11 protein-coding genes and 2 riboswitches are annotated in these 13,855 nt (G+C 70.3%); all 11 genes read right to left on the reverse strand.

The window, feature by feature from the left end; genetic code table 11:
• Window positions 1-5 precede the first annotated feature (5 nt).
• The gene (gene metE, locus ACFQ2D_RS05095) at window positions 6-2,294 is read right to left on the reverse strand and encodes a 5-methyltetrahydropteroyltriglutamate--homocysteine S-methyltransferase (RefSeq protein WP_280943712.1); all 2,289 of its coding nucleotides are present in this window, start codon (window positions 2,292-2,294) and stop codon (window positions 6-8) included.
• A 125-nt stretch (window positions 2,295-2,419) separates the two neighbouring features.
• A riboswitch (cobalamin riboswitch) is annotated at window positions 2,420-2,649 on the reverse strand.
• A gap of 186 nt (window positions 2,650-2,835) precedes the next feature.
• On the reverse strand, window positions 2,836-3,687 hold the full coding sequence (purU, locus tag ACFQ2D_RS05100) for a formyltetrahydrofolate deformylase (protein WP_280943621.1): 852 nt from the start codon (window positions 3,685-3,687) through the stop codon (window positions 2,836-2,838).
• Between the two features lie 89 nt (window positions 3,688-3,776).
• Entirely contained in the window at window positions 3,777-4,034 is a 258-nt protein-coding gene (locus tag ACFQ2D_RS05105) for a DUF2789 domain-containing protein (RefSeq protein WP_280943620.1), read from the reverse strand.
• 401 nt (window positions 4,035-4,435) lie between these two features.
• Window positions 4,436-4,786, reverse strand: a complete 351-nt coding sequence (locus ACFQ2D_RS05110) for a thioredoxin family protein (protein WP_280943619.1) — start codon at window positions 4,784-4,786, stop codon at window positions 4,436-4,438.
• Window positions 4,758-5,237: a flavodoxin gene (locus ACFQ2D_RS05115; protein ID WP_280943618.1), complete on the reverse strand. Its 480-nt coding sequence runs from the start codon at window positions 5,235-5,237 to the stop codon at window positions 4,758-4,760. The genes ACFQ2D_RS05110 and ACFQ2D_RS05115 overlap by 29 nt, the downstream gene beginning before the upstream one ends.
• 95 nt (window positions 5,238-5,332) lie before the next feature.
• Complete coding sequence (locus ACFQ2D_RS05120; protein ID WP_280943617.1) at window positions 5,333-6,394, reverse strand: ribonucleotide-diphosphate reductase subunit beta; 1,062 nt, start codon at window positions 6,392-6,394, stop codon at window positions 5,333-5,335.
• Between the two features lie 161 nt (window positions 6,395-6,555).
• Entirely contained in the window at window positions 6,556-9,039 is a 2,484-nt protein-coding gene (locus ACFQ2D_RS05125) for a ribonucleoside-diphosphate reductase subunit alpha (protein WP_280943616.1), read from the reverse strand.
• Window positions 9,040-9,207: 168 nt separating this feature from the next.
• Window positions 9,208-9,437, reverse strand: a riboswitch (cobalamin riboswitch).
• A 115-nt stretch (window positions 9,438-9,552) separates the two neighbouring features.
• Window positions 9,553-10,719, reverse strand: a complete 1,167-nt coding sequence (gene zapE / locus ACFQ2D_RS05130) for a cell division protein ZapE (RefSeq protein WP_280943615.1) — start codon at window positions 10,717-10,719, stop codon at window positions 9,553-9,555.
• Window positions 10,712-11,383 carry an alpha/beta hydrolase gene (locus ACFQ2D_RS05135; RefSeq protein WP_280943614.1) on the reverse strand — a complete coding sequence of 224 codons (672 nt, stop codon included), beginning with the start codon at window positions 11,381-11,383 and terminating at the stop codon, window positions 10,712-10,714. Before ACFQ2D_RS05135 ends, zapE begins: the two co-directional genes overlap by 8 nt.
• 52 nt (window positions 11,384-11,435) lie before the next feature.
• On the reverse strand, window positions 11,436-13,172 hold the full coding sequence (locus ACFQ2D_RS05140; protein WP_386795607.1) for an ExeM/NucH family extracellular endonuclease: 1,737 nt from the start codon (window positions 13,170-13,172) through the stop codon (window positions 11,436-11,438).
• Window positions 13,173-13,265: 93 nt separating this feature from the next.
• Window positions 13,266-13,781, reverse strand: a complete 516-nt coding sequence (locus ACFQ2D_RS05145; protein ID WP_280943612.1) for a c-type cytochrome — start codon at window positions 13,779-13,781, stop codon at window positions 13,266-13,268.
• Window positions 13,782-13,855: the final 74 nt, after the last annotated feature.

The following is a 13,855-nucleotide window of genomic DNA, read 5'->3' on the forward strand; positions in this document are numbered from 1 at the left end:
GGCGCCTACGCTGCGGCCTGGCCCGAGCGCAGCGCCCGGGCCGCCGCGACCATCGCCTCAAGCGCGGCCATCGTTTCGGTCCAGCCGCGGGTCTTGAGCCCGCAGTCCGGATTGACCCAGAGCTGGTCGGCAGGGATGACCGACATGGCCTTGCGCAGCAGTTCGCTCATTTCCCGGCGGTCGGGCACGCGCGGCGAATGGATGTCGTAGATGCCCGGTCCGATCGCATTGGGATAGCGGAACCGCACGAACGCATCCAGCAGTTCCATGCGCGAGCGGGAGGTTTCGATCGAGATCACGTCCGCATCCATCGCCGCGACCGCTTCGATGATGTCGTTGAACTCGGAATAGCACATGTGGGTGTGGATCTGCGTGCAATCGCCCACCGACGCGGTGGTGATGCGGAAACATTCCACCGCCCAGCCGAGGTACTCGCCCCAGTCCTGGCGCAGCAGGGGCAGGCCTTCGCGCAGAGCGGGTTCGTCGACCTGGATGATGCCGATGCCCGCCGCCTCCAGGTCCTCCACTTCGTCCCGCAGGGCGATCGCGATCTGCCGGCAGGTCTCGGCGCGCGGCTGGTCGTCGCGCACGAACGACCACTGCAGCATCGTCACCGGGCCGGTGAGCATGCCCTTCATCGGCCGGCGCGTGAGCGACTGCGCGTGCGTCGACCAGCGCACCGTCATCGGCGCGGGACGCGACACGTCGCCGTAGATGATCGGCGGTTTCACGCAGCGCGAGCCGTAGCTCTGCACCCAGCCATTGCGGGTAAAGGCGAATCCTTCCAGTTGTTCGCCGAAGTATTCGACCATGTCGTTGCGTTCGAACTCGCCGTGCACCAGCACGTCGATGCCGAGACGCTCCTGGGCCTCGACGCAGCGCGCGGTCTGCGCTTCGAGGAAGGCCTCGTACGCCGCCCCGTCCAGCCGACCAGCCCTGAACGCGGCGCGCGCCTTGCGAATCTCAGGGGTTTGGGGAAACGACCCGATCGTTGTGGTCGGGAATGGCGGCAGCTGCAGGCGGTCTTGCTGCAGCCTGCTCCGCTGGGCGTAGGGCGTCGCGCGGCGGGTCTCGTCCGGCGACACGCCGGCGACCCGCGCGGCCACCTCGGGACGGTGGACACGGCGCGAGCCGCGGCGGGCCTGGAGACGCTCGCGCGCGAGCTCCAGCGTGGCGCCGGCCGATGCGAGGCCGTTCACGGCGTCGGCCATCACGCGCAGCTCGCCGATCTTCTCCCTGGCGAAGGCGAGCCAGCCGCGCAGTTCGCCCGCCAGCCCGGTTTCGAGGCTCGCGTCGATGGGGACGTGCAGCAGCGAACACGAGGGCGCCACCTGCAGGCGGTCGTTGCCGATTCTGTCCGCGGCCGAGCGGACAAGCGTCACCGCCCGATCGAGATCGGTCCGCCAGATGTTACGCCCGTCGACAACCCCCAGCGACAGCACACACTCCACGCGCAGTGCGTCCAGCACCGCGTCCAGCTGCTCGGGCGCACGCACCAGATCCACGTGCAGGCCATCGACCGGCAGCGATGCGGCAAGCGGCAGGCGCGGTCCGAGCGGCCCGAAATACGTCGCCAGCAGCAGCTTCGGCCCGCCGGCTTTTGTGAGCACAGCGTAGGCATGCTGGAAGGCCTGGGCCGCATCTTCGTCGAGGTCGAGCACCAGGCAGGGCTCATCCAGTTGCACCCACTCGGCGCCCGCGCGTCGCAGCGCAACCAGCAGTTGCGCGTAGACAGGCAGCAGCGCCGGCAGCAGCTCCAGCGGCCGACTGCCATCGACGCACTTGGACAGCAGCAGGAAGCTCACTGGACCCAGCAGCACCGGGCGTGCCTTCGCGCCTGCGTCGCGCGCCTCGATGAACTCGGCGACCGGCTTGTCGCCGCGCAGCCGGAACGACTGTCGAGCCTCGAGTTCCGGGACCAGGTAGTGGTAGTTCGTGTCGAACCACTTGGTCATTTCCAGCGCAGGCAGGTCGAGCCCATCGCGCTGGTCGCCGCGCGCCATCGCGAAGTAGCCGCGCAGGGGGTCCGATTCGAGCAGCGACCTGTAACGCTGCGGGACGGCGTCGAACAGCACGGCCGTGTCCAGCACGTGGTCGTACAGCGAGAAATCGTTGCAGGGCACGACGTCCGCGCCAGTGGCGTGCTGGAGCTGCCAGTGCCTCAGCCGGAGTGTCCTGGCCTGGTCGTGCAGCTGTGCGGCGGTGGCGTCGCCGCGCCAGTAGGCTTCGACAGCCTTCTTCAGCTCCCGTCGCAGGCCGATGCGCGGGAAGCCCAGGTTGCATACGGTGGTCATGTGCGTGTCATCCTCGATTCGTGGTCGCCCCCTCGGGCGATTCGGAGCCGTGAGACACGCGCGAAGACACGCGCCCGGTCGAGGGGCACGGCTCCCCGCACCTCCCACGGGCGCCAGGTCGACGGAGATCGTTCTCCGGCCAGGCAGGTCTTCGGACTCGTGGACACAGGACGGTTCTCGCCCTTCCTACTGTTCGCCGCTTCCCGGGCATGGCCCAGTGCTTCATGGCGAAGGTCGTTTCCACATACCGCTGCGGGGCAGTGCCGGCTTCGACCCGGGGGTCCTACCGGCTTCCCTTTTGAACATATCGCTCTATCGAGATTAAGCGATACATACCTTGGCGGCGTGGACGGTACGCCTGGTTGGGGCGTCGGTCAAGGCCGGACCTTCCGGACGGGCGGGACCGCGCGATCTTCGTCTGGACCCGGAGGCGCCGTGCAGCACGCGGCGGACCGTGCTGCGGCCCCCGGGTGCCCCGGAATATGCGTCGCTGCGAACGCGATGCTGTGGATCTGCTGACGCGCCGCGCAGCGTGGGGGCGTCAGCGGAACACCACCGTGCGATGGCCGTTGAGCAGGATCCGGTGCTCCACGTGCAGGCGCACCGCGCGCGCCAGCACCCGCGACTCGACGTCGCTGCCGATGCGGATCAGCGCCGCCGGGGTCATCGCGTGGTCCACGTGGGCCACGTCCTGGTCGATGATCGGGCCTTCGTCGAGGTCGGGCGTCACGTAGTGCGCGGTGGCGCCGATGATCTTGACCCCGCGCGCGTGCGCCTGGTGGTAGGGCTGCGCGCCCTTGAAGCTGGGCAGGAAGCTGTGGTGGATGTTGATCGCGCGCCCGGCCAGCGCCTCGCACAGCCGCGGCGAGAGGATCTGCATGTAGCGCGCCAGCACGACCAGGTCGATGCGCTCGCGCTCGACCAGGTCGAGGATCCGCTGCTCCTGCGCCTCGCGCGTGCCGGCGTCCACCGGGAAATGGTGGAACGGCACGCCGTAGCTGCCGGCCAGCCGGGCGTAATCGGCGTGGTTGGAGGCCACCGCGGCGATGTCGGCGCGCAGCTGCCGGCTGTGGGTGCGAAACAGCAGGTCGTTGAGGCAGTGGCCCTGCCGGCTCACCAGCACCAGCAGGCGCGCGCGCCTGCGCGCGTCGTGCATGGCCCAGTCCATGGCGTGCGCGGCGGCCAGCGGCGCGAAGGCCTCGCGCACCGTGTCCACCGGCGTACTCGCCGGCACGTCGAAATGTACGCGCAGGAAGAAGCGCCCGGATTCGGGATCGCCGAACTGCTGGGCGTCGATGATGTTGCAGCCATGCTCGAACAGCAGGCCCGACACGCCGTGGACGATGCCGGTGCGGTCGGGGCAGGACAGGGTCAGGATGTGGTCGCGGGACATCGCGTCGCGGCGGAAGGCGGGCGCGGGACTATGTCACAGCGACGGGGATGCCCGCAGTTTCGGTTGCGCCGGCAACGAAAGGCGCCCCGTCAGAATCCCGTCTGGTGCCGGACCGCGTCAGCGTGCAGCGACTCGTTGAGCTGGTCGACCACGATGGCCCACTTCGCGTCGGCGCCGATGCTCTCGGCCAGGAACTGTCGCTGGCCCGCGTTCCAGAACGGCGCCTCGTGGACGTGCACCTCGCCAGGCAGCTGGTGCGCGCCGATGAAGCCGGCGATCGCCTCCGGGCCGGCATCCAGGCCCAGCTGCTCGAAGAGATGGGTCATGGTGGGGCTGGTCTCGTCCACGTCGCGCCTTCGCCAATGGCCGCCGCCGGCCGGGACGGCAGGATCGCGGCGCGCCCGCCAACGCGGCGTGAGCGCAGCATCCGCCCCGTCCAGCGTGCCGTCACGGTGCAGCCTCGCGCGCAAGGGGGCGCAGGGCGCCGGCCATGCCCGCTCCCACTGCACCGCGGGCCGTCGTCCAGCACGCCGACAACGCTGCGGCCAGCGGCCGTGCCGGATGCCGCCGGAGGTCCTGCCCCGCAGGCGCGGCGACCACCGTGTCCCGCGCGAAGCGCGGGACATCGAGAAGCCGCCGGGTCATCCATGCCGCCAGAGCGGACGCGGGGCCTTGCGATCGCGCAGCACGGTCCGGGCATGCGCGCTCCGGCGTCCTCCGGCCGCATGCGCGCACGGCGTGGGCGCGTCTATGCGTCCACCGGTTCGGCGACCGGCAGCCACAGCTGTACCTCGCGCAGGATCTGGCCGGGCGCCTGGAACCCGGGCAGCCGCCTGGCCTCGGCGCCGCGGTCGAACAGCGCGAGCGTGGGCGTCTGGCGCAGCCCGAGCGCGCGGAAGAATTCCTCGCCCACCGTCTCCAGCTTGACCTTGAGCAGGACCAGTCCCGCGGCGGCGGACTCGCCGGCGAACTTCTGCAGCGACATGTCCAGCATCCGGCAGCCGGGGCAGTCGTCCTTGTAGTAGTCCACCAGCAGGCGCGGGTGCGCGGCGAGGGTGGCGAAATAGTCGTCAGGCGATGATGCGTGCAGGGTCTGCATCGGGCGTGTTCTCGATGGATGTCAGGATCTGGTCCGTCCATTGCTGGATCCGGTGCGCGTCGCGCGCGCCGTGCGGCATCTGCTCGATCTCCAGTCGCGGATGGGGCGAGCCGAAGAAGCGCGCCATTCGCCGCACTGCGCCGCAGTAGTAGGCCTCGCCCCACTGGGTCTCGCCGGTGCCGAAGACCGCGACATGGCGCGGCTTGCCCACCGCCTCGACCAGTTCGGCGATGAAGCGCTTCATCTCCGCCGGCGTGCGTCCGCCGTTGTCGGTCCAGGCGCCAAGCAGGTAGGCGTCATGGCGCGGGTCGGCGCCGGCTGCGGCGAGCCCGGCGATGTCGGCCTCGACCCAGCTCACCGCATGCCCGCGCAACTGGCAGCGCGCGCGCACCATCCGCGCGAGGTCGCGCGTGTTGCCGCTGAGCGAAGCGAAGGCAATCAGGATGCGCATGCTGCGATTTGCGGTCGTGGGTTGCCGGACATACTCACGCTTCATCGAATCACCAATCACCAATCACCAATCACCAATCACCAATCACGCCCGAATCACAGATCGTCGAAACCGTTGTCCGCATTGGTCTTCTTGTACGAGGCATTGCGCATCTCGAAGAAGTCGGTCTTGGTCTCGGTGAAGTTGTCGGCGTAGGCGCGGATCCAGGGCATCACGTTGTCGCCGGCGCCGGGGTACAGCTGCTCGATGCCGAGCATGCCGGCCATCTTGTTGGCGCGGTACTTCACGTAGCGGATCATCTCGTCGACGTCGATGCCGTCGATGCCGTCGAGCACCTCGCCGGTCCACTGCGTCTCCAGCTCGATCGCGTGGGCGAAGGCCGTGTGCACGTAGTCGGCCAGTTCGTCGGTCTGCAGCTCCGGGTTCTCGCCGACGATGGCGCGGATCACCTCGCTGATGAACTTGGTGTGGGCCAGCTCGTCGCGGTTGATGAAGCTGATGATCTTGCCGGTGCCGGTCATCCGGTTCTGCCGCACCAGGTTGTAGAAGTAGGCGAAGCCGGAATAGAAGTTGATGCCCTCGAGGATCGAGGACTGGATCAGCGAACGCAGCAGGGTCTCGGCGGTCTTCTCGCGCATGAAGTCGTCGTAGGACGCCATGATCGGCGCGTTGCGGCGCAGGATGGTCGGATGGGTGCGCGCGATCTCGAAGATCCGGTTCTGGTTGGCCAGGTCGGTGATCGAGGCCAGCACGTAGCTGTAGCTCTCGTTGTGGATCACCTCCTGCTGGCCGATGATCGCGGCGTTGGCGTGCGCGGCCGGGTCGGTGATGTACTCGGCGACGTTGTAGATGAAGCGCGTCTGCGGCGAGTCGAGCGTGGCCAGCAGGCCGATGATCGAATCGAAGGCGTACTTCTCGCGCGCCGACAGCTCGCCGTACTGGCGCGCATCGCCCTTCATGTCGACCTCGTCGGGGATCCAGAAGTTGGTCGAAAGCTCCTTGTAGGCGCGGTAGAACGACGGATACGGAATGTCGTTCCAGTTGAGGATGCCCGAGGTGCGGCCGTTGATGATCCCGGTCGAGCGGTTCGGATGGCGCGGCTCGAGGATGCGGATGCGCTCGAGCGGGGTACGGGTGAGCGGTGCGGTGGCGGACATGATTGGCTTGCTCTTCTCCGATTGCGGGCGAACGGATCTGTCGGGAGGAAAGCCCCCCTGAGTCAGGGGGGCGCGCCGAAGGCGCAGGGGTGTGGCTGTTCGATGAGTGCAGGGTCCACGGTTCGCCATGCGAACCGTGGAAGCGAAAGCGCGAATGCGCTTTAGCTACTGCACCATTCGCACTCGTCGATATCGATATCGTTCGAGCGCACGTAGTACGTCGTCTTCAGCCCTTCCCGCCACGCCGTCATGTGCAGCTCCAGCAGGGTCGAGGCGCGGATCGTCGCGGGCACGTAGAAGTTGAAGCTGACTGACTGGTCGACATGGCGCTGGCGTCGCGCGTTCTGGCGCACCGAGGCGAACTGGTCGACCTGGTAGGCGCCCTTTCCGTAGTACGGCCAGGTCTCCAGCGACAGCCCCGGCGCCGCCACCGGCCGGCGATAGTCCTTCTTTTCCTCGTAGTAGAAGGCCGAGTAGATCGGGTCGATCGAGGCGGTGCTGCCGGCGATCTGCGCGGTCGACATGTTCGGCGCCACCGCCAGCAGCCAGCCGTTGCGCAGGCCGTTCACCGCCACCTGCGCCGCCAGGTCCAGCCACTGCGGTGAGACGTATCCGCGGTCGCGGAAGTAGGCGCCGGTGTGCCAGTCGCTGCCGGTGAACGCCGGATAGGTGCCTTTTTCCTTCGCCAGTTCCATGCTGGCCTGGATGGTCAGGAAGTTGATCCGCTCGTACAGCGCATCGCTGAAGCCTTCGGCCTCGGGATCGTTCCAGTGGATGCCCTTGAGCGCCAGCAGGTGGTGCCAGCCGAACGTGCCCAGCCCGATCGCGCGGTACTTGCGGTTGGTGATGGTCGCCTGCGGCACCGGGAGCGCGTTGAGCTCGATCACGTTGTCGAGCATGCGCACCTGGATCGGAATCAGCCGCTCCAGAACGTCGGTGATCAGGTCGCCCTGGCCATCCTGCGGGACGACGGCGCGGCCGAGGTTGATCGAGGACAGGTTGCAGACCACGAAATCGCCGGCCTGCTTCGTGGTCACGATCTGGTTGCCGGAGATGATTTCCTGCATGAGCCGGGTCGGGCTCATGTTCTGCAGGATCTCGGTGCACAGGTTTGACGAGTACACCATGCCGGCGTGCCTGTTCGGGTTCTTCCGGTTGACCTCGTCTCGGTAGAACATGAACGGGTTGCCGGTCTCCAGCTGCGAGACCATGATCCGCTTGAACAGGTCGATCGCCTTGACGGTCCTGCGCGGGATGCGTTCGTCGGCGACGACTTCCTCGTACCTTGCCCGGAAGCTGCCCGCGCCCCGCGTTTCGTCGTAGAAGTCCTGCAGGTACCAGCCCTTCACCCGCTTCACCTCGTACGGGCAGAACAGGTACCAGTCGCCGCGGCGCTCCACCGCCTCCATGAACAGGTCGGGGATGCAGACCGAGGTGAACACGTCGTGCGCGCGCAGGCGCTGGTCGCCGTTGTTGAGGCGCAGGTCGAGGAAGGCCTCGATGTCGCGGTGCCAGATGTCCAGGTACACCGCCACCGCGCCCTTGCGCTGGCCGAGCTGGTCCACCGACACCGCGGTGTTGTTGAGCTGCTTGATCCACGGCACCACGCCGCCGGAGGAGTTGGGCACGCCGCGGATCGGCGCGCCGGCGGCGCGCACGTAGCCGAGGTAGGCGCCCACGCCGCCGCCGCCCTTGGACACGCGGGCGATGTCGGTGTTGGAGTCGTAGATGCCCTGCAGCGAATCGTCGACGGTGTCGATGAAGCAGCTCGACAGCTGGCCGCCCACCTTGCCCGCGTTCTGCAGGGTCGGCGTGGCCACCGTCATGAACAGGTTCGAGAGCGCCCAGTAGGCCTCGCCCACCAGCTGCATGCGGCGCTCGCGCGGGCGTTCGTCCTGCATCAGGTACAGGGCGATGGTCAGCCAGCGCTCCTGCGGCAGCTCGTAGACATTGCGCGCGTGGTCGGTGGCCAGGTAGCGCGTGGCCAGCAGGTACAGGCCGTTGTACGCGAACAGCCGGTCGCGATCCGGATCGATCATGCGCGCGGCGTCCTGCAGCTCCTCCTTGGAGTAGGCGCGCAGGATGTCGTTGGAATAGATGTTGCGGTCGGCCAGCGATTCCTGCAGGCCGACGTAGGAGCCGTACTTCTGCTCGACGTCGTAGAAGCGGTTGCGGCTGGCGCGCTTGTACAGCCGGTGCAGGTACAGGCGCGCGGCGAACAGCTCCCATTCCGGCGCGGCCACGTCGACCCGGGCCTCGGCCTCGCGGATCAGGTGGTCGGTGAGGTCGTCGGCGCTGAGCGCCTCCTTGCGCTCGACGAAGCCCAGCACGCTGCGCTTGTAGTCGGTGACGTCGAGCGCGGGGAACTCGGCATGGACGCGGTCGATGGCACGCTCAAGCCGGGCGCGGTCGAACGGCATGCGGCGGTTGCCGGCTTCCTTGGTGATCCAGGTGTCGACGCACTGGCCGGTGGCCGCGTCGGCCCCGGGCGTGGCGTCGGCCCGCGGGGTGGGGATCGTGTCGCCGCCGTCGGCGCCGTCCGATGGCGCGCGGGCGGCATCGGCGGGCTCGCCGGGCGTCGTCGCCCGGTTCCGGCCCGCGCTGGCGGTGGCGACGGTGTCTGGGGTGTCGTGGATCTGGGGCATGCGTCCTCCGCGGTGTCGCACGACCGGCCTGTCCCTCGCAGGCGGGCGTGGCGTTGGAGGCAGGGTGGACAAGCGGCGTCGCAGAACCCGGGACGGCGCAGGGCGCGGCCCGGACTGCTCCACCAGCCATCTCCCCCCGGAGATTCCGCGGCCGGCACCGCGCGGCGTGCATGCGCGCGGCTGTCGGCAGGTCTTCGGACTCCCGGGTCCGGAACGCCTGGGGCGTCCACCTCCCCCGCCGCTTCCCGGAGCGCAGGCTCCAGTGCTGGTGGCGGGTTCGTTCCCGGTTACCGCTGCGGGGCAGTGCCGGACTGGCCGCGTCGCGATGGACGGGCGTCACCGGGCTTCCCTTTTCATCCCCGCGCCAGGCGCGGAGAACCGACGGCCACAAGATAGTGGGGTCCCCGGGTGCGGTCAACCGAAAATGTAGTGGCCTGCGCCGCCGGCCTGACGTCGGCGCCATGCGCCCGCGGATGTCCTTCGCGCGGGCGCGGATCCGGCCGTCCGGCGCCCTCAGCCGCCGCGGTGCTCGGCCGCCAGGTACTCCGCGCCCTGCATCTCGACCAGGCGCGAGGCGGTGCGCTCGAACGCGCCCGCCAGCCGCTCGCCCGCGTACAGCGCATGCGCGGGCGCGGCGGCGGTACAGACCAGGTTGACCTGGCTGTCGTAGAGCTCGTCGACCAGGTGCACGAACCGCCGCGCCGCGTCGTTGCGGGACTCGTCGAACACCGGGATGCCGCCCAGCAGCAGGGTATGGAACTCGCGCGCGATCTCGATGTAGTCGGTCGTGCCGCGCGGGCCTTCGCACAGGGCCGCGAAATCGAACCAGGCCATGTCCTTGCAGCGCGCGCGCACCGGGATGCGGCGACCGTCGATCTCGATGCCGGCGTCGCGATGCGCATCGTCGCCGCCGAGTTCGCGCCAGCGCGTGTCCAGCCAGGCGTCGGACTGCGCGTCCAGCGGCGCGCGGTACACCGGCGAGCGGGTCAGCGCACGCAGCCGGTAGTCGGTGTCGCTGTCCAGGTACACGACCTGGCAGTGGCGCTGCAGCAGCTCGATCGCCGGCAGGAAGCGCGCGCGCTGCAGGCCGTCCCGGTACAGGTCGGGCGGGTCGACGTTGGAGGTGGTCACCAGCACGATGCCCTCGGCGAACATGCGCTCGAGCAGCCGCGCCAGGATCATCGCGTCGCCGATGTCGTTGACGAAGAACTCGTCCAGCACCAGCACGCGCATCTGCCGGCGCCAGTCGTGCACGATCGTCGCCAGCGGGTCGCGCTCGCCGCCGTGGGCGCGCAGCTGCGCGTGCACGCTGCGCATGAAGCGGTGGAAGTGGGTGCGGCGCTTGCCGGCGGGGCCGCGCGCGGGGGCGCGCTGCGGCAGCGCGCCGCTGGCCAGGCTGGCGCCGCGGACCTCGGGCAGGGGCAGGCCGGCGTAGAACAGATCGACCAGGAAGGTCTTGCCGCGGCCCACGCCACCCCACAGGTACAGGCCCTGCGGCACCTCGGCGCGCTGGCCGAGCAGGCGCGCGAACATGCCCCGCGGCTCCGGCTGCAGCAGTGCCGCGTGGATGCGGTCCAGCGCCCGCAGCGCCTCGCGCTGGGCGGGATCATCGCCCCACTCGCCGCGTTCGACGCCGGCCAGGTAGCGCGCCGACGGCGGTGCCGCGTCCGGCTCAGACATCGGCGGGCGGCAGGTAGGCGCGTACGCCGTGGCGGATCGCGCCGCGCAGGTCGATCAGCTTGCGGTGGAAGAAGTGGCTGGTGTCGGGCATGCGCACCAGTTCGGCCTGGGCGCCGCTGCGCTCCAGCCAGTCGTACACCGCCTGCGGATCGACGATCTCGTCGGCCTCGCCCTGGATCACCAGCCAGGGCATGGTGGGCAGGTCGATGGCCTGGAAGTCCCAGCGCCCCGCCGGCGGCGCGATCGAGATCAGCAGCCCCGGCTGCAGTTCGGCCGCCGCGCGCAGCGAGACATAGGCGCCGAAGCTGAAGCCAGCCAGCCACAGCGCATGGCCGGGCCGCTGCGCGCGCACCCAGGCCGCGATCGCGCGCAGGTCGTCCAGCTCGCCGTCGCCGTTGTCGAACTCGCCTTGCGACTGGCCGGTGCCGCGGAAGTTGAAGCGCACCGTGGTGGCGCCCGACTCGCGCAGGGCGCGCGCGGCCATGGTCACCACCTTGTTGTGCATGGTGCCGCCCTCGGTCGGGAGCGGATGGCAGACGATGGCCACCAGCGGCAGGGCGGGGGCGTCGCCCTCGGGCGGATCGACGGCCACCTCCAGCGCGCCGGCGGGGCCGGGGAGCAGCAGGCTGCCGCCTTCGGCGGGCATGTCGGGATGCGAGGGCATGGCCGAATGATACCCGCGGCCCTGCGCAGGCCAGGCGAGCATGCGCCAGGTCTCAGAGGTCCAGGCCGACCAGCAGCGGATCGTGGTCGGAGCTGCGCCAGGGCAGGGCGCTCGCGCCGGCCTCGCCGCGGTCGCGGGCGCTGGCCGGCTCGTCGGCATTGCTGTGCCAGATGGCCGCGCCCGCCAGGCGCCCGGCCAGCGCCGGACTCAGCAGCACGTGGTCCAGCCGTCCGGCCATGCCGTCGAACACGAAGCTGTGGCGCTGCGTCGCGATTGCCGCCAGCGCATCCACCCAGCCCTCGCCGCGCAGCAGGCGCAGCGGGTCTTCCTGCGCGTAGGCGTTCAGATCGCCCACGATGGCGACAAGATCACTGCCGGTTCTGGTGGGATCGCTGCCCAGCCACTGGTCCAGCAGGCGCGCGGACTCGACCCGCACCGGGTTCCAGCAGGCCTGGCCGTCGCCCTGGTCGGCGTTGTCGCCGCCGGCTTCGCCGCAGCCCTTGGACTTGAAGTGGTTGGCCACGACCACGAACGCCGGACCGGCGTCGCGACCCTGCACCACCGGCACGAAGGCCTGGGCCAGGGGCACCCGGCTGTTGCGCCCGAAGGGGCCGCTGCGCAGGGTGGCGGGCGCGCCCTCGGGGCGCAGCCGCGCGCTGCGGTAGATGAGCCCGACCCGGATCGCATCGCTGCCGGGACCGTTGCCCGTGCGCACGAAGGCCCAGTCGCCGCCGCCGGCGTTGAGCGCTTCCACCAGCTGGGCGATGGTCGATTCCGGGCCGTCGCCGTCGTTCTCCAGCTCCATCAGCGCGGCCACGTGCGGGTCCAGTTCGCGCAGGGTCGCGACGGCGCGGGCCAGCTGCGCCTGCCACTGGGCCTCGGTACGGGCGCCGCGCGGAGTCGGAAAGCCGCCGCCGCGGCCGTCGCCGTTGAACAGGTTGCCCAGGTTGAACGAGGCCAGGCGCACGCGGCCCGGCACGGAGGGAGCGTCCGGGCGCGGCGCGGCCTCGATGTGCGGCACCGCGGTCAGCTGCAGGCGCCACTCGCCCCAGCGCTGCTCGACGATGCCTTCGGCGCCATGGACCAGGCTGCCCGAGCGCGGCGCGGGCGCGCCGTCGAGGTACCAGATCCTGGACGGCCGCTCGTCCGCGCGGGCATCGTCGAGCAGCAGCCGGCGGCGGGCGTTGTCGGCCGCGACCCGGGCCGCATCGGGGCCGGGCGGCGCGAGTTCGGTGGGCGTGCGCAGGCGCTCGCCGAAGCTGGCGTGCAGCACGCCGCGCCGCGACAGCTCGTGCTGGCCGCCGATGACGAGCGGGGTGTCGATGCGCACGCGCATGCCTTCCAGCGGCTCCCAGTCGGCCGGCGGTGCGGACAGCGCCACCGGCGCCGGGGCCTGGCCCTCGCCCAGCGGCTCGATCGAGGCTGCCTGCAGCGTGGTCAGGGTGCCGCGCGCGCGTTCGCCATGTTCGACCACCCGGCCGCGCACGCGCACCCGCTGGCCGGCGCGCAGGCCAGGATCGACATCGGCGACCACGAAGACGGCGTCGGAGGTGGCCGTGTCGCCATCGCCCGCGTCCTGCACGAACCAGCCGCCGAGGTGGCGGCCGAAGTTGCCGGTGACCACGCCCTCGACCATGACCGTGCGGTCGAGCAGGGGGCTCGCCTCGCCGCGGCCCTGGACCTGGCCGATGGCGAGCACGCCGTCGGCGCGCGCCGGCACGGTGGCGGGAGACTCGACCGCGGGCGTGCCGCAGGCCGCGAGCAGGGCGGCCAATGCGAGCGGCGACAGGGAACTGGACAGGGCCATTCCGGTTTCTCGTAGCGCGGACACGAAAACGCCGCCCCGGGGGCGGCGTTGCGGCGACCGCCCGGGCGGTCGCGATTACTGCAGGTTGTCGACCATCCAGTCGACCGTGGCTTCCACCTGCTCGGCGGTCAGCGCGGGGTTGCCGCCCTTGGCGGGCATCACGCCGGTCTCGCCGGTGAAGCCTTCGATCGCATGGCGGTACAGGGTCTCGGTGCCCTGGGCCAGGCGCGCGGTCCACTGGCCACGGGCCAGGGTCGGTGCACCGCCGGCGCCGGAGGTGTGGCAGCCCGCGCACAGGTTCTGGTAGATCACCGAGCCGTCCAGGGTGCCGCCATAGGCGACCTGCGACGCGGCCTGGGCGGCGGCGGCCGCGGCGGCAGCGGCCTGGGCCGCGGCGCCGGTGCTGCCGGCGTAGACCGCGCCCGACGGCGCGATGCGGTTCTCGGTGCGCCTGGCGGCGGCCGGATCGACCTCCGTCGGCAGTGCGCGGTGCAGGAACGCGGCGGCGATGATCAGGCCCAGCGTCAGCAGCACGAGGAAGCCGATCACCAGCGAGAAGCGCTTGAGGAACTCGAGGTCGTAATTGCGCACGAAAGCACCTTTGCCCGCGGCAGACGGAGCCGCAGCTAGCCCCGCAGTATAAACACCAAAGCCCGCCGGACCCA

This window comes from Luteimonas composti, assembly GCF_042678665.1.
GTDB lineage: Bacteria > Pseudomonadota > Gammaproteobacteria > Xanthomonadales > Xanthomonadaceae > Luteimonas > Luteimonas composti.